Genomic DNA, 20,766 nt, shown 5'->3' with positions numbered 1-20,766 from the left:
CGGCAACAGGTGCGGGTCCGGCCCGGCTGCCATGCCCGACTGCCAGGACTAGCCGGACCCGCGCAGGCCCGGCTAGTCCTGCTTCCGCGCCCTGCTGGGCTGGACCCGCATCGGTTCGCCGGGCATCTTGGGGTAATCCGGCGGAAACGGCATCTCCCCCAGCCCTTTGTCCAGGTCCCGCTGCCACCACTGCAGCAGCACGTCTATGCTGCCGGGGTTCGCGCCCATGTCCGCCCACGGATCCCCCACGGTGCGCAGCCGTTCCGGAACAGTGAGCACGGTGAACTCGTGCGGGTCGGCGCCCTCGAGTTCCTCCCAGCGCAGCGGGGTGGACACCGGCGCGTGCGGCAGTGCACGGGGGCTGTAGGCCCCGGCGATGGTGCGGTCCCGGTTGGCCTGGTTGAAATCGACAAAGATCTTCTGCCCCCGTTCCTCCTTCCACCAAGCCGTGGTGACGGCCTCCGGCATGCGGCGCTCAAGCTCCCGTGCCGCGGCGATCACGGCGTGCCGGACGTCGAGGAACTCGTGGTCCGCGGTGATGGGGGCGTACACATGCAGGCCGCGGTTTCCGGAGGTCTTGATGAAGGCATCCAATCCGGCTCCGGCCAGGACGCTGCGCAGCTCAAAGGCGGCCGGAACGGCGTCGTCGAACCCGGTGCCGGGCTGGGGGTCCAGATCTATGCGCAGCTGGTCCGGGTTGTCGGTATTTTCGGTCCGCGAGGGCCAGGGGTGGAACACCACGGTGTTCATCTGCACCGCCCAGACGGCGGCAGCCGGCTCATCCAGGACCAGCTGCGGATGGGCCCGGGCACTCGGGTAGGTGACGGTGACGGCCCGGATAAAGTCCGGCGCCCCTTTGGGTGGATTTTTCGAGAAGAACTGTTCGCCGTCGATCCCGTCCGGAAACCGCTGCAGCGACACCGGGCGGTCGCCGTTGGCGGCGATGAACGCCTCACCGACCTCTGCCGTGTACTTGGCCAGGTCGAGCTTGGTCAGCCCCAGTTCGGGCCACAGGACACGGTCCGGACTGGAGATGCGCATCTCGCGTTCACCGTTCGGACCAGGGACACTCAGGGTGGTTGCTTTGCCGGCCATGGCCATAACCTACAGCACCGGACGGTCCCGGGGACCTGCGCCGCTTTTAGGCCGGGGCGTCTGCTGGGGGTTCGGCACTGCGGCGGTAGTTCTTGTGGCCGTGGACAAAGTGATAGAGGACTGTGGTGGCCAGAATGCTGCCGGCCAGCAGCCAGTACATCCCGTGGAAACCAGTCACGGAGACAAGGGCACCCAGAGCCAGCGGGCCCAGGCCCACTCCCGCGTCCATCATGATGAAGTACGTGGAGGTGGCCAGGCCGATGCGGTGAGGCGGCGCCATGGTGACGGCGATGGCCTGGGCGGTGGGAACCAGGGTGCCGAACCCGATGCCCACAAACACTCCCGCAGCGGCGAGCACCGGGCCGTTGGGCGCCCAGGCCAGCATGGCCAGGCCGACGGCGAAGGAGACCAGGGTGGGATAGATGACCGCATTGTCGCCGTAGACGTCGTGCAGGCGGCCCATGAACAGGCGGGAAATCAGCACCACTGCGGCATAGACCAGGAAGAACGAACTGGCCGCAGTCACCAGGTTCTCCTCCTGGGCATAGGAGTTCATGAAGGTCAGGATTCCGGCATACGAAGCGCCGGCAACAAACATGATGGAGGCAATCGCCAGCGCTGCCGGGTCCAGGATGTCCGTAAAGCGAAGGTGCCACTTACGGGCCTGCTCCGCCGGCGTTGGAGTGCGCTCGGGCAGGCGAAGCATCAGGGCCACAACCAGGGACATGGCGGCGCAGGCGGCACCGACCAGGAAGAGGAGATCGTAGGTCATGGTGTCCACGATCAGTACTGCCAGGAAGGGGCCGACGGCGGTGGCCAGTGTCGTGGAAATGCCGAAGTACCCGGTGCCTTCCCCCCGGCGGCGAACCGGAATCAGCCCCATGACGGACGCGGAAATGGACGTGCTGGCCGCGCCGAAAGCGGCTCCGTGAAGCAGCCGGACGGCCAGCAGTGCGGCAAGGCTGTCCGCCAGCGGATACAGCAGCGCCGCAGCGGTGAAGACCACGAGCCCGCCCAGCAGCAGCCGGCGGCGGCCCACGAAGTCCAGGAACTTGCCGCTGAAGACCCGGGCCACGAGCGCTCCTACGACGAAGGAGCCCGAGGCAAAACCGGAGGCGCTGTTTGAGGCGGAGAATTGCTCAACGGCGTACAGCGCCATGGTGGTCATCAAAAGGTAGAAGACCAGGAAGAGGAAAAAATTGGTGATGATGGCAAGGACGAACCCCTTGGTCCATAGCTTCTGGTCGGGTGTTTCGGCGCCGTGCGTCACCGGCATTCTCCTGTTGAGTTGTTTTGTGGTCGATGGAACTGGTGCCGGTTCAGGCTGAACCAGCCAACCAACGCTACGCCTCCTGAAAATGCGATCGAAATCCGGGACGCCGGATGTGCTCCTTCTCTCACTGGCTGACTACCCGGCCAGGCCGATCCGTTTCCGCCGTGCGGGCCGTTGCGTACCGCCGGTCCCTGTTGGACCGTCCATGCCCGGCCCTACACTTTTGGGGCAGGCGGCAGCACGCCGTGCGGCGGGCCCCGCTGCCGCTTGGAGGGCCTGCGAAAGGATCTTCGCCCCATGAGGAACCCGTACCTGCCGGCATGGTGGACCAACGCCGTCGTCTACCAGATCTATACGCGCAGCTTCGCGGACAGCACGGGGGACGGCATCGGCGATATCACGGGTGTCATTGAGCGACTGGACTACCTCAGCGAGCTGGGGGTGGATGTCATCTGGCTCTCCCCCATCCACGAGTCTCCCCAGTATGACAACGGCTATGACATCTCCAACTACCGGCGCATCGACCACCTGTACGGCACCGAAGAGGAGTTCGACCAGCTGCTGGCCGAAGTGCACCGGCGCGGCATGAAACTGATTATGGACCTGGTGGTGAACCACACCTCCGATGAGCACTCGGCCTTTGTGGTCTCATCGTCATCACGCAGCAACGTGTCGCGGGACTCCTACTATTGGCGGGATCCGCGGCGGGGATTTTCTCCCGATAACCCGGGCGCCGAACCTAACAACTGGGGATCCATCTTTGGCGGCAGCGCGTGGGAATATGACCCCCGAACGGAGCAGTACTACCTGCACCTGTTCAGTGCCCACCAGCCGGACCTGAACTGGGAAAGCACCCGTGTGCGTACCCGTGTCTACGAAATGATGAACTGGTGGCTGGACCGGGGCATTGACGGGTTCCGCATGGACGCCATCAACTTCATTTCCAAACGGCCCGCCCTGCCGGACAGCCCGGTGGGAAGCGGCGGGATGTACGCGAACGGGGCTCCTTTCTACGTCTCCGGTCCGAGGGTGCATGAGTTCATCCAGGAGATGATGCGGGCGGTCTTTGATTACCGGACCAGTGAGTACCTGGTGGTGGGAGAGACCGACGGCGTGACGGTGGAGGAGGCGGTGCTGTTCACCGACTCCCTGCGCGGGGAGCTGGACATGGTCTTCCAGTTCGAGCACATGCGCCTGGATCACGGGCCGGGCGGCAAGTGGGACTACTTGCCCATGAAGCTGCGCGACTTCAAGACGATCGCGAACCGGTGGCAGCGCTCGCTGGCAGACCGCGGCTGGAACAGCCTTTACCTGGGAAACCACGACCAGCCCCGGTCGGTGTCGCGTTTCGGCGATGACGCGCAGTACCGGTATGAATCAGCCACCCTGTGGGCAACGGTGATCCATCTGCAGCGCGGCACGCCGTTCATTTACCAGGGCGACGAAATCGGAATGACCAATGCCGGCTTCACGTCACTGGACCAGTACCGGGATGTGGAATCGCTCGCCTACTATGACTACGCGGTCGCCAGGGGCATGGACGAGGAACATGTGCTGGACACTCTGGGAAGGGTCAGCCGTGACAACGCCCGAACTCCCATGCAGTGGGATGACTCCCCCAATGCGGGTTTCAGCGCAAGCAAACCCTGGATAGACGTCAACCCCAATTACCGGTCCGTTAACGCCGCGGCGGACAGGACCGCCGAAAAATCGATTTTTCGTTACTATCAGCGGCTGATCCAGCTGCGTCACGAATCCATGCTGGTATCCCTGGGGGACTTTGAAATGCTGGAACCCAACGACCCGCAGCTTTTTGCGTTCCGGCGCCGCTTGGGCAACGGGGAGCTGACCATCATGTGCAACGTCTCCGCCGGTTTGCTTCCCGTGCCCGCCTATCTGCGCGGTCCGGAACTGGTGCTGGGCAACTACACCGATCCCGGCGACCCGGGCCTGCTGCGGCCGTGGGAAGCCAGAGTCCGCCGCCTGACCGGAGTTCCCACCTCCTGGGATTAGCCTCAGCTTCCCCTAGCGCCGGATGATCCGCCGCTTCCGGGCTTCGTTCACGGCCGCCGTACGGTTGTCGACACCCAGTTTCTCGTAGATGTGCACCAGGTGGGTTTTGACGGTGGCTTCGGAGATAAAGAGCTTCCGGGCCATGGCACGGTTGGCCATTCCGTCTGCCAGCAGTTCCAGCAGTTCCAGCTCCCGCGGGCTCAGCGTGGATTCAGGGCTGCGCAGCTGTCCGAGCAGGCGTCCGGCGACCTGGGGGGCCAGTGCCGTCCGCCCCTGCGCAGCTGCTGCGACGGCAGCGCGGATGTCTTCCGGCGCCGCATCCTTCAACATGTAACCGGCAGCGCCGGCATCCACGGCGGCAAGGATATCCGCGTCGCTGTCGTACGTGGTGAGTATCAGAACCGGCGGACCGCCGGCAGCACGGATCCTCCGTGTCGCCTCCGCGCCGTCCAGACCGGGTCCCATCTGAAGATCCATCAGCACCACATCGAACGGCGTACCCAAGGTTTCCTGCCGGGCCACCTCGGCGATGGCCGCAGCCCCGTCAGCTGCTTCCGCGGCCACTTCCAGTCCGTCGAAGTCACCCAGCAGCGCCCGCAGTCCGGCACGGACCACGGGGTGGTCATCCACCAGCAGGACACGAATGCCGTTCATGCGCCACCTCCGGGAGCTGCGGGGGCCGCGGTGGAATCTGTGGCGGAATCCAGCGGCAGCCTCAACGCCACCACGGTTCCTTCCCCCGGCGCCGACTCCACGCTCAGGGAACCCTGCAGATCGGAAATCCGCTCGCGCAAAGAGAGCAGGCCAAACCCTGTTCCATCGGCCCGGGGGCCGGCGGGGAGCATCGCCGGATCAAAGCCGACGCCGTCGTCGAACACATCAAGTGCCACGGAATCCGGGGAGTATTCCAGCGTGAGGACCGCACTGGACGCCCCGGCATGTGCCTCAATATTGGCCAACAGAGACTGTGCTGCCCGCAGCAGAGTTGTCTCATAGGCAGGGTGCAGGGGAACCGGGGCACCGTCCACCCGGAACAGGCACTTCAGGTATCCGCCGGCAGCAGCGACCCGCCGCTCAGCATCCGAACACAGGGCGGCGAGGCGTGCATCGAGGGACCCCTGCTCCAGGGGTGCCGCAGCGAGGCCGCGGACAAACTGCCGGGCCTCCGCGAGGTTGTCAGCGGCGGTGCTCTGCACCAGCGCGAGGCGTTCCCTGGCGAGCGCCGGGTCACCCGCATCGAGGGCGCTTCCGGCCGCCCGGGACAGCAGGACGATGCTGGAAAGGCCCTGGGCCAGGGTGTCGTGGATTTCGCGTGCCAGCCGTTCGCGCTCGGTCAGCACTCCGGCGTAGTGCTGGGATGCGGCCAGCTCGCCGCGCGTGCGGTGCAGCTCTGCGAGGGCCAGCCGCTGGTTGACGCTTTCGCGGTGGAGGGCTGAGTACGCACTGCCCATGACCACAGCGAACAGGGCGCCGATTACGGGTCCCAGGAGGGCGGCCGCACTGGGGTGTCCGGTGCGGGCCCACTGCGCCAGGACGACGGCGGCGGTGGTGATGAGGACGGCGATGAGCGCCGGCAGGGTTCGCAGCAGCTGAAGGTCCAGGAAGAACAGCGGGAAGGCCAGCCAGGAGAACTCCGGGCTGATCATCAGCAGGCCCAGCCACAGCACCGTCACTGCACCGAGCCACGCGGCACCGTAGCGGCGGGGATCGGGCCCTCTCCCGGTAGAGGCGTGGCGGCTTTCAGCCACGGTGCCCGTCACGTATACCGCGGCCAGCAGTGCACTTCCCGCATAGGCGCTCACACGCACGGGCCAGGTCTGCGGCGTGATGCTCGTCTGAACCACCGCCAGCACCAGCAGTCCGGCAAAAGCGGTGTGCAGGGCGATGCGCAGTGCCTGCAGCACCACGTCCCCGGAGGAAGCGCCGTCAGCGGGGGTGTAGGGGGCACTCATATGCCCCAGCCTAGGCCGCGCCAATGCCGGGCACATCAACCGTTTGGTGGAGGGCCGGCTCAGCCCAACAGTTTGCGGGGATCGACCGCCCGTCGGATGGAATGGTGCGGGTTCCGCGGGACGGTGGAAGACAAGGACAACAGGCCGGACATTCCGGCCGGCGATCTGGAAGGAACCATCGTGTATCTCGCACTTCGTGACATTCGCTTTGCCAAGGGCCGCTTTGCCTTGATGGGCGCCGTGGTGGCACTGATCTCCCTGCTGCTGGTGCTGCTCTCCGGCCTCACTGCTGGCCTGGGCAACCAAAACACTGCCGCTGTGGCCGGGCTTGCGGACCACGGGATCAATTCCGTGGCGTTCGGCGCTCCAGGGAACACCGGGGCGAAGGCCTCCTACACCGAGTCAGTGGTCACCGCCGGGCAACTGCAGGAATGGCGGAACACTGAAGGTGTGGGCCACGCTGAACCGCTTGGCATTACCCAGACCCGAGCCGTGGCAGGCTCCACCGCCAATGTTGCTGTCTTCGGCGTCGAGCCCGGATCCGCGCTGGCGCCCCAAAAGGTGACCGACGGCGGTGTCATCCTCGGTGCCTCCACCGCGGAGGACCTTGGCGTTGACGTCGGCGGCACGGTGGACCTGGGCGGACGCAGCCTGACGGTGAGCGCCGTCTCCGAAGATTCCTGGTACAGCCACACCCCGGTGGCCTGGGCGTCGCTGGACACCTGGCAGCAGGTGGCCCACACCGGTGACGCGTCCCTGTCCGAGCCGCCGGTCGCCACCGTCATCGTCGCGGACGCGGATGACGGCGCAGCGGAAACCGCTGATACCGCCGCCGGGACGGTCTCCACTGACGTCCGCGGTTCTTTCAATGCCTTGGGCTCCTACAAATCCGAGAACGGCTCGCTGCTCCTGATGCAGGCGTTCCTCTATGGAATCTCCGCACTGGTGATCGTGGCGTTCCTGACCGTTTGGACCGTACAGCGCACCAGGGACATCGCGGTGCTCAAGGCGCTGGGCGGCTCTTCTTCCTACCTGCTCCGGGATGCGCTCGCGCAAGCAGCGATTGTCCTGGTCAGCGGCGCCCTCCTGGGTGGCCTTCTGGGTGTGGGAATCGGGGCCGTTGCAGCACAGGTTGCCCCGTTCCTCACCAGCACAGCCACCACGGTGCTGCCCATTCTGGGAATCATAGTACTGGGCCTGGCCGGCGCGGCGCTCGCCGTCCGCAATGTCACCAAAGTTGACCCGCTGACCGCCCTGGGCGGGAACTGACGATGCCCGCCTCCGCAACCCCCTCCCGAAAGGATCACCCCATGTCTGCATTTGCTGCTCTGTCCCTGACCGGCGTCACTCTGGAATACCCCGACGGCGAGGGAACACTCAAGGCGCTGGACAATGTCAGCCTGCACGTTCCGGCCGGCCGGACTCTCTCCCTAGTGGGCCCCTCAGGCTCCGGCAAATCCTCGCTGCTGGCCGTCGCAGCCACACTGATCCGCCCTACCTCCGGATCCGTGGTTGTCTCCGGAACGGACACCGCTTTGCTGGACGACGCCGGCCGCACCACCCTGCGGCGCGGCAAGGTGGGCTTGATCTTCCAGCAGCCCAACTTGCTGCCCTCCCTCACAGCGGCGGAGCAGCTGATCATCACCGACCGGCTGCGCGGTGTGCACGCGTCGGCGTCCGCTGCGCGGGCACTGGAATTGCTGGACCTCGTGGGCCTGGCTTCGGCGGCGAACAAGCGCCCGCACCAGCTTTCCGGCGGCCAGCGGCAGCGGGTCAACATTGCACGCGCACTGATGGGACGTCCGGCGCTGATGCTGGTGGATGAGCCCACGGCAGCTCTGGACCATGAACGCTCCGAGAGCATCGTGAAGCTGCTCGTGCAACTGACCCGGGAGTTTGGCTTCGGCACGGTCATGGTCACGCATGACACGGAGTTTGTCCCGCTGACCGACGCCGTGGCGGTCATGCGCGACGGCCGCCTGAAGGCCGACGTGCTGACGAACTTCGGGCGGGTTGGTGCTGCGTAGCGGGTGCTTTTGTTAGCGCTCACAGCTAAGCTCGAACAGAGTCCGGCAGCCTGAGGGGTGCCGGCAGACCTCAACCCATACGCGATCGCCCGCCCTGACAGGAGCTCCCTATGACCCGCCCAGCAGCCAGCCCGAATGGACAGATCATTACGTTGACGGCAGGCGGCTACCGGGCGGGCATCGCTGCGGTCGGGGCGGGGATCCAGAGCCTGAGCCATCACGGCGTGGATCTGGTCCTGCCCTTTGACCCGGACCGCGTACCGCATGCCTACGCCGGCAAGACGCTGGTCCCCTGGCCCAACCGGATCGACGGCGGCAGGTATGTCTTTGACGGGCAGGCGTACGAGGTGCCCGTGAACGAGGCCTCCACCGGCACGGCCCTGCACGGGTTGGTGGTGTGGTCCGAGTGGGAGGTCGCCGACCGATCTGCCAACGCGGTGGTCCTGGAACACGTGTTGCACGGACAGCCCGGATATCCGCACCAGCTGCTGCTGCGCGCCGAGTTCACCCTGGACGTCGAGAGCGGACTCACCGTGAGGGTCCGGGCCGCAAATGCGGGCCGGACGGCCGCACCCTACGGTGTCTCCTCGCATCCGTACCTCACCGTGGGCGGGAATTCGGTGGATAATTGCGAGGTGGCCTTCTCCGCAGCACAGGTGTTGATGACTGATGACCGGCTGCTGCCGCTGGAGCTGAAGGAAACAACCGGCACCGACTTCGACTTTTCACATCCCCGCGTCCTTGGTTCGATGAGCCTGGACCATGCCTTTACCGGGTTGCCCGACGGCGGCTGGCAGGTCAGCCTGCGGGACCCCGCAACGGGCAAAGCTGCCGTCCTGTCCTCCCCCGCCGGCGCAGGGGCAACGGGGTGGCTGCAGATCTATTCCGGCGAAGAGCTCGGACGGCGCGGCATGGCAGTGGAGCCGATGACCTGCCCGCCCAATGCTTTCAACACGGGCACCGATTTGATTGTGCTGGAGCCGGGCGAGGACCACGTTTTTTCCTATTCCATCAGCGCCGGATAGACCCGCGCCTCCTTCCCACTGCCCGCCTGCGCCGCCGCGCCGGTCCCTACCGAAAGAAGTTCATGCCCCCGTCACGCCGCAGGCCGACCGGATCCGCTCCGACCATGGAGGACGTTGCCCGCGTTGCCGGTGTCTCCCACCAAACGGTGTCACGTGTGTTGAACGGCCACCCCAACGTCAGTCCGGACACGAAGGAACGGGTTTCGGCTGCCATCTCCGAGCTCGGGTACCGGCGCAACGCGGCGGCTCGGTCGCTCGTCACCCGGTCTTCCAAGGTGATTGGCGTGATCATCACCGAACTGGAGCAGTATGGGCCTGCGAGCACCCTGCTGGGCCTGCAGGAGGCGGCGTTTCGGAACGGATATTTTGTCAGCGTTGCCGGCCTGCGGGAGAAGACCCGGACCGCCATGCTGGAGTCCGTCAACCATCTGCTGAATCAGGCCCCGGACGGCATTGTGGTGGTGGCTCCCGTGCAGGCCGGCGTTGACCTGTTCCGCACCTTGGAATTGAAGATTCCGCTGGAAATTGTCGCCAGCGGCCTGGCTCCCGAGGGCAGTCAGGAACAGGCTGCCCGAACCGCAGTGGCGCACCTCGCGGACCTGGGGCACCGCTCAATTGCCCATCTGGCCGGGCCGGAGCCGTGGATGGATGCCCAGCGCCGGGCAGCCGGATGGCGGGAGGAACTAGCCGCACGCGGTCTCCCCGCGGCTGCACCCATGGTGGGCGACTGGGGTGCCGAGTCGGGGTACCGCATGGGCCTGGAATTTGATGCGGCCGCGGCCACGGCAGTCTTTGTTGCCAATGACCAGATGGCGCTGGGGTTCATGCGGGCCCTGCACGAGCGCGGGATCAGCGTCCCGGATGACGTCAGTGTGGTGGGGTTCGATGACCAGCCCGAAGCAGCCTATTTCCTGCCCCCGCTGACGACCATCCGCCAGGATTTTCGCAGCATGGGCAGTTACTGCATCGACCTGCTGCTGGGTCAGGTCACCGGTTCCGATGTCGCCAGGGCGGCCCATGATGCCAACGCCGCAGGCGCTGAACCAGCGGCGTCGGCTCCGGCTCCGGCCTCACAGGGCAAGCCGCAGGGCATTCCCGTTCCGGAGCTTGTAGTCCGCGGCAGCACCGCGCCCCCGGCCTCCTGACCAATTTCCCGGCGAGATGGCAGAAGATGTCCTTCCGAGAGCTGAGACGGGCACTTTCTGCTATCTCGCGGTTGATGGATCGAAACCGCCTCTCTTGACAATGAGACTCAACACACATCTAATTGTTAGCGCTAACACCATCAAAGACGATTTCCGCGGTCAGCCGCGGCAGGAGGCACCATGACCAGCATCCAGCCACAGGAGCAGTACGTGATTGGGGTGGACTACGGCACTCTTTCCGGGCGCGCCGTGGTGGTACGGGTTTCCGACGGTGCGGAGCTTGGCTCCGCAGTCCATGAATACCCGCACGCCGTCGTTACCGAGACCCTGCCCGGTTCCGACACCCTGCTGCCGCCGGACTGGGCGCTGCAGGTTCCGCAGGACTACGTTGAGGTGCTGCAGAAGGCCGTCCCGGAAGCCCTGCGCACCGCGGGCATCAATCCGGCAGACGTCATCGGCCTCGCCACCGACTTCACCGCCTGCACCATGGTTCCGGTGAAGGCAGACGGAACCCCGCTCAACGAGATCCCCGAATTCGCCTCACGGCCGCACGCCTTCGTGAAGCTCTGGCGCCACCACGCCGCCCAGGGGCAGGCCGTGCGCATCAACGCCCTCGCTGAAGAGCGGGGTGAAACCTGGCTGGGCCGCTACGGCGGACTCATTTCCTCGGAATGGGAATTTGCCAAGGGCCTGCAGATCCTCGAGGAGGACCCCGAGGTTTACGCCGCCATGGACCACTGGGTGGAAGCCGCCGACTGGATCGTCTGGCAGCTGACCGACACTTACGTACGCAATGCCTGCACCGCCGGCTACAAGGGCATCTACCAGGACGGGGAGTACCCGTCCGAGGAATATCTCGCCGCCCTCAATCCGGACTTCGCCGGATTCGTGAGCGAGAAGCTGGATCACACCATCGGGCAGCTCGGCTCTGCTGCCGGCACGCTGTCCGCCCGTGCCGCGGAATGGACGGGCCTGCCCGTGGGGATCGCCGTTGCCGTCGGCAACGTGGACGCGCACGTTACCGCCCCTGCCGCCAACGCCGTCCAGCCCGGTCAGATGGTTGCCATCATGGGCACCTCAACGTGCCACGTCATGAATGCAGAGGAACTCTCCGAGGTGCCCGGCATGTGCGGCGCGGTGCAGGGCGGCATTGTGGAGGGACTGTGGGGCTACGAAGCCGGACAGAGCGGAGTGGGAGACATCTTCGGCTGGTTCGTAAACAACTGCGTTCCGCCGCGGTACGTGGAAGCCGCAGCCGAAGCCGGCCTCGGTGTCCACGAATACCTGACCGAACTGGCTTCCGCCCAGGCCATCGGCCAGCACGGCCTGGTGGCGCTGGACTGGCACAGCGGCAACCGTTCCGTGCTCGTGGACCATGAGCTGTCCGGGGTTTTCGTGGGCCAGACCCTGGCCACCCGGCCCCAGGACATGTACCGCGCCCTGCTCGAAGCCACTGCCTTCGGCACCCGCACCATCATTGAAGCCTTCAACGCCAGCGGTGTTCCGGTCACGGAGTTCGTGGTGGCCGGCGGCCTGCTGAAGAATCCCCTGCTGATGCAGATCTACTCCGATGTCATCAACCTGCCGCTGTCCGTCATCGACTCGCAGCAGGGACCCGCCCTCGGCTCTGCCATCCATGCCGCCGTTGCTGCCGGCGCCTACCCGGACGTCCGGACCGCCGCTGCCGCCATGGGCCGAGTCAAGCGCGGGGTCTACCAGCCGATCCCGGAAAACGTTCAGGCCTATGATGCCCTCTTCACGGAGTACAAGACGCTGCATGACTACTTTGGCCGCGGCGCCAATGATGTGATGCACCGGCTCAAGGCCATCCAGCGTGCCTCATCTGCCCGGCGTTCCGCAGCAGCCGTTGAAGACACTGAAGAAATGGAACCGGCACTGTGACTCTCACTTCCGACGTCCTCGGCGCTGTCGACCAGCTCCGCCGCCAGGTCAGCGACCTGCACGCCGAACTGACCCGCAATGAACTGGTGGTGTGGACCGCGGGCAACATTTCCGCCCGCGTCCCGGGCCGGGACCTGATGGTCATCAAGCCCTCCGGCGTTTCCTATGACGACCTCACCCCCGAGAACATGGTGCTCACCGACCTGTTCGGCACCGCGGTCGACGGCGGCGGCTCGCCGTCGTCGGACACCGACGCCCACGCCTACGTCTACCGGCACATGCCCGCCGTCAACGGGGTGGTCCACACCCACTCCACCTACGCCACCGCCTGGGCAGCCCGCGGCGAAGCCATTCCCTGCGTGTTGACCATGATGGCCGACGAGTTTGGCGGAGAGATCCCCGTGGGCCCGTTCGCCCTGATCGGTGACGATTCGATTGGCCGCGGCATTGTTGAGGTCCTGGACGGGCACCGCTCCACCGCCATCCTGATGCAGAACCACGGCGTGTTCACGATCGGCAAGGACGCCCGTTCCGCCGTGAAGTCGGCCGTCCTGTGTGAAGAGGTGGCACGCACCGTGCACATCAGCCGCCAGCTCGGTGAACTGCTGCCGATCCCGCAGGCGGACATCGACCGCCTGTTCCAGCGCTACCAGAACGTCTACGGCCAGAAATAACCGCTTAGCTTCCCCGCTTTAGCTCCGCACGATCAGCCTGAAAAGGATGTACCCATGACCCTCAGCACTGCCCCCGCCCGCGAAATCTGGTTCCTCACCGGAAGCCAGGGACTCTACGGAGAAGACACCCTGGCCCAGGTCCGCGAACAGGCCGGCGACATTGCCCGTCAGCTGGACGACGCCGACGCCGTCCCGTACCGCATTGTCTTCAAGCCCGTCCTCAAGGACTCCGACGCCATCCTGGAGACCATCCTGGAGGCGAATTCCTCGGAGGCCTGCATTGGCCTCATCGCCTGGATGCACACCTTCTCCCCCGCCAAAATGTGGATCCGCGGCCTCACCAAGCTGCAGCGTCCGCTGCTGCACCTGCACACCCAGCACAACGTTGAGCTGCCGTGGGCGGACATCGACATGGACTTCATGAACCTGAACCAGGCCGCCCACGGCGACCGCGAGTTCGCGTACATGGCCTCCCGCCTGGGCATCAGCCGCAAGACCGTGGTGGGACACGTCTCCAGCCCCCGCGTTCAGGCCAAGATCGATTCCTGGGCACGCGCCGCCGCCGGCTGGCATGAAATCCGCAACCTCAAACTGGCCCGCTTCGGCGACAACATGCGCAACGTCGCCGTCACCGAGGGTGACAAGACCGAGGCCGAGGTGAAGTTCGGGGTCTCCGTCAACACCTGGTCCGTGAACGAGCTCGCCGAGGCCATGGATGCAGTGACCGAAGAGGCCATCGACGCCCTGGTTGCCGAATATGAAGAGCAGTACGACGTCGTTCCCGAACTGCGGCGCGACGGCGGACGCCACAAGTCCCTGCGCTACGGCGCCCGGCAGGAGCTGGGGCTGCGCTCCTTCCTGGAGAGCGGAAACTTTGGTGCTTTCACCACCAACTTCGAGGACTTGGGTGCCCTGCAGCAGCTCCCCGGCCTGGCCGTCCAGCGCCTGATGGCCGACGGTTACGGATTCGGCGCCGAGGGCGACTGGAAGACCGCCGTCCTGGTCCGCATTGCCAAGGTGATGGGTGAGGGCCTGCCCGGCGGAGCGTCCCTGATGGAGGACTACACCTACAATCTGGTTCCCGGAAGCGAGGTCATCCTCGGCGCTCACATGCTGGAAATCTGCCCGTCCCTGACCACCTCCAAGCCTGCGCTGGAGATCCACCCGCTGGGCATCGGCGGCAAGGATGACCCGGTTCGCCTGGTGTTCACCGCTGACCCGGGCCCCGCCGTCGTCGTGTCCCTGGCGGATATGCGCGAGCGGTTCCGCCTCACCGCCAACCTGGTGGAGAACGTGGTTCCCGAGCAGGACCTCCCCAACCTGCCCGTGGCCCGCGCAGTCTGGATGCCGGCTCCCGATTTGGAGACCTCCGCCGAGTGCTGGCTCTCCGCCGGCGGCGCGCACCACACCGTCATGTCCACGGCTCTGGGACGGGAAGTGTGGGAGGATTTCGCACAGATCGCTGATGTGGAACTGGCCATGATCGATGAGTCCACCACCACGATCGCATTCGTCAACGAATTGAAGCTGAACCAGGCGTACTATCGCCTGGCACAGGGGTTCTAGGCCTGCGGCACCATAGATAGCGGCTGCATCAGCCGGGTTGCCGGCCTACACATATGAAGGGCATCAAAATGCTTGAGGAATACAACTGGGCCGGCAACCTGCGCTACTCCGCGGCGGAAATCGCACAGCCCACCACTGTGGAGGAACTGCAGGCGCTGGTGGCCGCAGCTCCTTCCGTGCGGGCCGTCGGTACCCGGCACTCGTTCAATGACATAGCGGACTCCTCCGGCCTGATGGTCAACCTGGAGAAGCTGAACGGCGCTCCGGTGCTGGATGAGGCTGCCATGACCGTGACGGTGCCCGCGGGCATCCGTTACGGAGATCTGGCCGGTTTCCTCGTCGAACGCGGCTATGCCCTGCACAACCTGGCGTCGCTGCCGCACATTTCCGTAGCAGGGGCCGTCGCGACGGCGACCCATGGATCCGGCAACCGAAACGGGAACCTTGCCACCGCGGTGGCCGCTCTGGAACTGGTGACCGCCGACGGCGAACTTCTGCGGGTGGACCGGTCAAGCCCCGATTTCAACGGCATGGTGGTCTCCCTCGGCGCACTGGGCATCGTTACCCGGATCACGCTCGATATTGAACCGGCTTACGAGGTGCGCCAGGACGTCTTCACCGACGTGCCGTGGAGCGCTGTGGAGGAGAACTTCAGCGAGATAACGTCCGCTGCCTACAGCGTGAGCATCTTCAGCTCGCTGGCCGGTCCGAACGCTTCACAGGTGTGGCTCAAGAGCCGTACGGATGCCGAGCTGCCGTACGCCGGGAAACCGGAGTTCTTCGGCGGGACTGCCGCGACGGAACCCATGCACCCGCTGCCGGGGATCAGCGCGGTGAACTGCTCCCAGCAGATGGGCGTGCCCGGTCCGTGGTCGGACCGCCTGTCACACTTCCGGCTCGCCTTCACTCCGAGCAACGGAGATGAGCTCCAGAGCGAATACCTCATGGACCGGCGTTTGGCCGTGGAGGGGATCGAAATTCTGCGGGGGATGTCTGCGGAAATTGCTCCCCTGCTGCAGGTCTGTGAAATCCGGACCATGGCCGGTGACGACCTGTGGCTGAGCACCAACTACGGACCGGACTCGGTGGGGTTCCACTTTACGTGGAAGCCGATGCAGGCGGACGTCGAAGCCCTGCTGGCCCGCATGGAGACTGCTCTTGCTCCGCTGCGGCCGCGGCCGCACTGGGGGAAAGTATTCACCCTTCAGCGGCCGCAGCTGCAGGAGCTCTATCCGCGCTTCGAAGATTTTTCCGACCTTGCCCGGCGGATGGATCCGCAGGGCAAGTTCGTCAATTCATTCCTGGCACGGAAGGTTCTCGGCTGAGCGGAGCCGGGTACTAGCGGCGGACCTGGCCCTTGCCGCGGCCGGACACGGATTCAGCAATGCCGATCAGCAGGACTGCCGCAACAACGGCAACAATGAATCCGAGGATGTTGAGTTCGAAGATGTCTCCGGTACCCAGAAGATTTGCAATGACGCCGCCGATGACGGAGCCAACCAGGCCGAGCAGCAGAGTGGCGATGAGGCTCAGATTCTGTTTTCCGGGCTTGATGAGGCGCGCCAACGCGCCGATGACGAGTCCTGCAACGATGAAACCGATCATAGTGAACTCCTTTGGATGGTCCGGTCCCCAGCGGGAACCGGCGTGGTGCTAAGTGTCCTTACCATCGTAGGCGTACCGCGGGTGTGGTTCGAATTCGAGGCAATGGTCAGGGGCTGGAACAAGGGAATTGGGCCCCGGGCTCCGCGCTGCGCCCTGACATGTCCAGGCAGCACCTAACGACAAAAATGCTCCGCAGCCAGTGGCGCGGAGCATTTTTGTGGTTGGTTCGAGGTCCCGGTGGGGTCCCGGTGGATTATCCCGCTGCGCCTGGAGTGCCTGCGGCAGGAGCAGCAGGAGTCGCTGCAGGAGAAGGCGTAGGCACGGGCACCGGCGCAGGTGCAGGTGCCGGTTCCGGGTTTGCTGTCGGCTGTGCCGGCGCAGGGGCCTGAGTCGGGGCCGGCTCAGCGGGCTCCGGTGCGGGCGCCGGGGCAGCCGACGACGGGGCAGGATCACTGGTGGGAGCCTGGCTTGGCTCAACAGTGGGCTGGGCTTCCGGCACGGGTGCCGGATTTACCTGCTGCTGCTGTGCCTCAGGCTGCGGCACATATTGCCGCAGAGGCGCCCGCGACGGCTTCGACACCCGGTTGGGATCCGTCAGCTCGCCTGTTGCATACAGGGGTGCAACCTTGCGCATGTAGTCGGTCCACTGCGCACCGGCAATGGTGGAGCCGTCCACATAGCTGCGGGTGACACCGTTGATCGGCACGTCGTTCAGGGACGAGTAGGACTTCCAGTTGCCCACCCATGACGCGGTGGAGATGCCCTTGGTGTAACCCACGGTCCAGGTCTGCTCCGACACGTCGGTGGTGCCGGTCTTTGCTGCTGCAGGCACCCCGAGCGGCCCCATGGCTCCGGGGCCGCTGTTCACCAGGTTTTCAAGCGGTTCGGATACCTCTTTGGCAGTCTCCTCGGAGATCGCCCGCTCGCACTTCTGTTCCGGAACGGCGTACGCGTTGCCGCGCGAATCGGAGACCTGGGTGAGCGCTATCGGTTCGCAGTACTGGCCGCCGCTGGCAAACGTTGCGTAGGCCGCGGCCATCGTCAGCGGAGAGACCTCCTGCCCGCCCAGGACAAAGGAGGGATTATTGACTTCCAGGGGTTCGCCGTCGACGGCGCGGTGGACACCCATGCGGGTGGCGGCGTCGCGGATGTCGCAGAGGTCCATCTGGGACGCCTCGGCAACAGTGGCCGTGTTGACGGACCAGGTAAGGCCGTCGCTGACGGTCATGTCGCGCTCGTAGCCCTCCTGGGCATTCTTGAATTTCCATTCATCGAAGTATGCGTCTTCGGGCAGGCAGCTTGCCGTCCAGTCGTAACCTGCCGGGTACTGGGTGCGGGAGGCATCAATCATGTCGTCAATGCTTCCGCCGTTCTCAATCCACGCAACGGTGGTGAACGGCTTCATGGTGGAACCCGGCTGGAAGCCGTAGGACGTGCCGCCCATTTCCGAGTCGACGTTGAAATTCAGCTGGGTGTTTGCGGCGCCCTCTTCGGGCGAGTAGTCCGTGTTTTGGGCCATGGCCAGGATTTTTCCGGTGCCCGGTTCAACCGACACCATTGCTGAACCGGCTCCGGACTCGTCACCGGTGGGGACCTGTGCCTCGATCTGCTCCTGTGCCTGCTTCTGGAGCCTGGAATCCAGGGTGGTGGTGATGGTCAGTCCGCCGCGTGCCAGCAGCTTGTTGCGGGCAGTCTCATCGGCGCCGAACTCATCCGAAGCCAGAACCACCTGCTCCACATAGCTGCAGAAGTAGTCGGCCATTTCGGCACCCACGCAGCCGGAGTGCGCTGCGGGCTGCGGGTTCAGCTGCAGATCGGAGGCGACGGCGTCGTCGTGCTCCTGCTGCGTGATTTTCCCGTAGTTGAGCATGGCGTCCAGGACAACGTCCCGCCGGTCCCGGGTGCCCTCGGGGTTGGTCACCGGGTTGAAGTTGTTCGGGGACTGCACCATGCCGGCCAGCATCGCCGACTGGGCAATGTTCAGGTTGGCGGCGGGGATGCCGAAGAAGTTCTGCGCTGCCGCTTCGATGCCGTAGGTGCGGCCGCTGAAGAGCACGATGTTCAGGTAGCGCTCCAGGATTTCGTCTTTGGTGAATTCCTTTTCCACGGCGAAGGACAACTTGGCCTCGCGGATCTTGTCCGTGATGTTCTTGGTTCCGCTGATGGTCAGGTCATCGCCGGACTTGCCTTCGGAGACACCCTGGTCAATCAGCACGTTGTTCACGTACTGCATGGTCAGCGTGGAGGCACCCTGGGTGCTGTCCTTGGTCAAGTTGGAGGCAACGGCGCGGGCAACGCCCTTGACGTCCACTCCCCCGTGCTCGTAAAAACGGTTGTCTTCAATCGCGACGATGGCGTCCTGCATGGAGGGAGAAATTTTGTCCAGCGTCACCGGGATCCGGTCTTCCGCATAGAACGTGGCGATCAGCTGGCCGTCCGCCGAAAAGATCTTGGACCCTTCATCCAGCGGGCCGGTTTGGAGCTCGTCCGGCAGATCCTCAAAGGAATCCATGACGAGGTTTGCGCCGTTGGCGCCGACGGCGGCTGTGGGGATGAAGATGCCGGCCACCAGTGCTCCGCAGAAGGCACTGACCACCAGGAACAACACCAGCCGGCCGGAGGTGCCGAGTCTGCCCAGCATGGAGGAGTTGTTTTTTCGCATTCGACCAAGATACAACGGGTTTCTGTGGAAGCGTGTTGACGACTGCCGCGCGGCACGGTAGAACCTTTCCGACATTTCGCTGACCTCCGGGCGTGTCCCTTGGTTCCGGGCGAACCTGCAGCTCCGGGCGAGTGAGAAGAAGATCACACTCCTGCCGGTCCCCTGGGCCTCATGACGCTCCGGGAGTGGCATCTGCATCACGCTGAAGACGTGTGTACAACGTAAACGGATGTGTGTACAACGTAAACACATGGGTATACGCTGTACGCATGACGTCGTCCCGTCCAGAACGCAGCCGCGAACCGCTTACCGCCGCAGCCATCGCCGCCTGCGGTGTGGCCCTGGCTGACCGGGACGGACTGGAAGCAGTCTCCATGCGGCACGTGGCCGACTCTCTGGGCGTCTCCGCCATGGCCTTGTACCGCCATGTGGACAACCGAGAAACACTGCTTCTTGCCATGGCATCCAAAGCCGGCCGCGACTTTGTTCTCCTTCCTCCGGCGCCTGCCTCCTGGCAGGAGATGCTGAGGCATCTGGCTGACGCTCTATGGGAAGCGTTTGTTGAGCACCCCTGGCTTCTGCAGATTGTTCTGGGGCCCAGCAGGCTCCTGGACATGGCTGCCACCGCCGACCTCGAGTTTTTGCTCCAGACGCTGAGCGCTGCCGGACTCTCGGACGAAGAATCCTTCGACTGTGTCCTGAGCGTTCCCGCCATCGTGATCGGAACCTCCAGCCTTGCCTTCGCTGCGAATCCCGGCCCCGGACGCCACCGCCCCACCCGGCCCAACGCCGTCGTACCCCTGAACGCCGACGACGCCGCTGTGCCGGGCACGCTTGCCGCCCGCCTCCGCGGCCGCGGCATCACCTACCCTGCCTCCCGCAAGTCGCTGGACTTTGCCGTGGACGGCTTCCTGCGCGGCATCGAGGACCGCATTTTGAAAAACGCCCGGATGCAGCAAGCAAAGCAGTCCGGCTTAGAGAAGGAACAACAGTGAAACTCAGCAACAAGACTGCCATTGTCACCGGCGGTGCCGGCGGAATCGGCCAGGGCATCGTTCGCCACTTCCTTTCGGAAGGCGCCAATGTTGCCGTTGTGGACATTGACCAGGAGCAGGGTGACAAGCTCGTCGCAGACCTGGGGCACCTCGGCGAACTCATCTTCATCCGCAAGGACATCTCGCTGCCCGAGAGCGCTGCTGAGATCGTGGCGGAAACCGTGGCACGTTTCGGCGGCCTGAACATCCTTGTGAACAACGCTCACGCCTCCAAGCAGGCTCCGATCCTGGAGACCACTCCTGAGATCTGGAACCTGTCCTTCGGCACCGGGACCATGGCCACCCTGTACCTGATGCAGGCGGCACACCCCGAATTGAAGAAGACCCGCGGCAGCATCATCAACTTCGGCTCCGGTGCCGGAATCAAGGGCCTTCCCAACCAGGTTGCCTATGCTGCCGCCAAGGAAGCCATCCGTGCCATCACCCGTACGGCTGCCAACGAGTGGGCCGCTGACGGCATCCGTGCCAACGTTGTCAGCCCGGTGGCGCTGACTCCGGGCATTGTCCAGTGGAGCAAGGCCTACCCCGAGGCGTACCAGGAAGTTGTTGACGGTGTTCCCCTGGGCCGCTTGGGCGACCCGGAGACGGACATCGCCCCGATCGTGGCCTTCCTGGCCAGCGATGAATCCCGTTACCTGACCGGCCAGACGCTGATGGCCGACGGCGGAACCATCAAGCTCTACTAAGAGGGCTGCCCGGACACTCCGGGCGTTTTGTCGAGAACAGAGCTGCCGGCGTCGTGTGGCCTGAGCTGAGATGCATTCTGCATCCG

17 protein-coding genes are annotated in these 20,766 nt (G+C 65.0%); 11 read left to right on the top strand and 6 right to left on the bottom strand.

The genetic code is table 11. The features are described from left to right. Window positions 1–72 precede the first annotated feature (72 nt). Window positions 73–1,095, bottom strand: a complete 1,023-nt coding sequence (gene ligD / locus AC4D2W_RS02900; RefSeq protein WP_490925407.1) for a non-homologous end-joining DNA ligase — start codon at window positions 1,093–1,095, stop codon at window positions 73–75. Window positions 1,096–1,141: 46 nt separating this feature from the next. Next, on the bottom strand, window positions 1,142–2,365 hold the full coding sequence (locus tag AC4D2W_RS02895; RefSeq protein WP_490925406.1) for an MFS transporter: 1,224 nt from the start codon (window positions 2,363–2,365) through the stop codon (window positions 1,142–1,144). Between the two features lie 300 nt (window positions 2,366–2,665). Between AC4D2W_RS02895 and AC4D2W_RS02890 the strand changes: the two genes are divergently transcribed. Beyond that, a complete protein-coding gene (locus AC4D2W_RS02890; RefSeq protein ID WP_490925405.1) occupies window positions 2,666–4,381 on the top strand; it encodes an alpha-glucosidase in 1,716 nt (571 codons plus the stop codon). 12 nt (window positions 4,382–4,393) lie between these two features. Here AC4D2W_RS02890 and AC4D2W_RS02885 read toward each other — a convergent pair whose 3' ends face one another. Further along, window positions 4,394–5,035, bottom strand: a complete 642-nt coding sequence (locus tag AC4D2W_RS02885; protein WP_400929419.1) for a response regulator — start codon at window positions 5,033–5,035, stop codon at window positions 4,394–4,396. Then, window positions 5,032–6,333, bottom strand: coding sequence for a sensor histidine kinase (locus AC4D2W_RS02880; protein ID WP_490925404.1), 1,302 nt, complete (start codon window positions 6,331–6,333; stop codon window positions 5,032–5,034). Before AC4D2W_RS02880 ends, AC4D2W_RS02885 begins: the two co-directional genes overlap by 4 nt. Window positions 6,334–6,513: 180 nt before the next feature. Here AC4D2W_RS02880 and AC4D2W_RS02875 point away from each other — a divergent pair, with 180 nt between their 5' ends. From AC4D2W_RS02875 to AC4D2W_RS02840, 8 genes are all read left to right on the top strand, one after another. Next, the gene (locus AC4D2W_RS02875) at window positions 6,514–7,602 is read left to right on the top strand and encodes an ABC transporter permease (RefSeq protein ID WP_490925403.1); all 1,089 of its coding nucleotides are present in this window, start codon (window positions 6,514–6,516) and stop codon (window positions 7,600–7,602) included. A 41-nt stretch (window positions 7,603–7,643) separates the two neighbouring features. Then, window positions 7,644–8,360: an ABC transporter ATP-binding protein gene (locus AC4D2W_RS02870; RefSeq protein ID WP_490925402.1), complete on the top strand. Its 717-nt coding sequence runs from the start codon at window positions 7,644–7,646 to the stop codon at window positions 8,358–8,360. Window positions 8,361–8,470: 110 nt separating this feature from the next. Next, on the top strand, window positions 8,471–9,385 hold the full coding sequence (locus AC4D2W_RS02865; protein WP_490925401.1) for an aldose-1-epimerase: 915 nt from the start codon (window positions 8,471–8,473) through the stop codon (window positions 9,383–9,385). 62 nt (window positions 9,386–9,447) lie between these two features. Then, window positions 9,448–10,530 (top strand): LacI family DNA-binding transcriptional regulator, encoded by a 1,083-nt coding sequence (locus tag AC4D2W_RS02860; RefSeq protein ID WP_490925400.1) that lies wholly within the window; start codon window positions 9,448–9,450, stop codon window positions 10,528–10,530. Window positions 10,531–10,710: 180 nt separating this feature from the next. Further along, window positions 10,711–12,432, top strand: coding sequence for a ribulokinase (gene araB / locus AC4D2W_RS02855; RefSeq protein ID WP_490925399.1), 1,722 nt, complete (start codon window positions 10,711–10,713; stop codon window positions 12,430–12,432). Then, on the top strand, window positions 12,429–13,106 hold the full coding sequence (locus AC4D2W_RS02850; RefSeq protein WP_490925398.1) for an L-ribulose-5-phosphate 4-epimerase: 678 nt from the start codon (window positions 12,429–12,431) through the stop codon (window positions 13,104–13,106). Before araB ends, AC4D2W_RS02850 begins: the two co-directional genes overlap by 4 nt. 54 nt (window positions 13,107–13,160) lie before the next feature. Then, the gene (araA, locus tag AC4D2W_RS02845; protein ID WP_490925397.1) at window positions 13,161–14,672 is read left to right on the top strand and encodes an L-arabinose isomerase; all 1,512 of its coding nucleotides are present in this window, start codon (window positions 13,161–13,163) and stop codon (window positions 14,670–14,672) included. Window positions 14,673–14,725: 53 nt separating this feature from the next. Beyond that, on the top strand, window positions 14,726–15,997 hold the full coding sequence (locus tag AC4D2W_RS02840; protein ID WP_490925396.1) for an FAD-binding protein: 1,272 nt from the start codon (window positions 14,726–14,728) through the stop codon (window positions 15,995–15,997). Window positions 15,998–16,010: 13 nt separating this feature from the next. On the opposite strand, the gene AC4D2W_RS02835 is transcribed toward AC4D2W_RS02840, so the two are convergent. Together AC4D2W_RS02835 and AC4D2W_RS02830 are read right to left on the bottom strand one after the other, a co-directional pair. After that, window positions 16,011–16,277 carry a GlsB/YeaQ/YmgE family stress response membrane protein gene (locus tag AC4D2W_RS02835; protein WP_490925395.1) on the bottom strand — a complete coding sequence of 89 codons (267 nt, stop codon included), beginning with the start codon at window positions 16,275–16,277 and terminating at the stop codon, window positions 16,011–16,013. Window positions 16,278–16,530: 253 nt separating this feature from the next. Beyond that, a complete protein-coding gene (locus tag AC4D2W_RS02830; protein ID WP_490925394.1) occupies window positions 16,531–18,939 on the bottom strand; it encodes a transglycosylase domain-containing protein in 2,409 nt (802 codons plus the stop codon). A 269-nt stretch (window positions 18,940–19,208) separates the two neighbouring features. Here AC4D2W_RS02830 and AC4D2W_RS02825 point away from each other — a divergent pair, with 269 nt between their 5' ends. Both AC4D2W_RS02825 and AC4D2W_RS02820 read left to right on the top strand, forming a co-directional pair. After that, the gene (locus AC4D2W_RS02825) at window positions 19,209–19,934 is read left to right on the top strand and encodes a TetR/AcrR family transcriptional regulator (RefSeq protein WP_490925393.1); all 726 of its coding nucleotides are present in this window, start codon (window positions 19,209–19,211) and stop codon (window positions 19,932–19,934) included. Further along, window positions 19,931–20,680: an SDR family NAD(P)-dependent oxidoreductase gene (locus tag AC4D2W_RS02820; RefSeq protein WP_490925392.1), complete on the top strand. Its 750-nt coding sequence runs from the start codon at window positions 19,931–19,933 to the stop codon at window positions 20,678–20,680. Before AC4D2W_RS02825 ends, AC4D2W_RS02820 begins: the two co-directional genes overlap by 4 nt. Window positions 20,681–20,766: the final 86 nt, after the last annotated feature.

The sequence above is a fragment of the Arthrobacter sp. TJ-58 genome, assembly GCF_058269295.1.
Note: the sequence above shows the minus strand (reverse complement) of the source record. Positions and strands in the feature narration are given on the sequence as shown.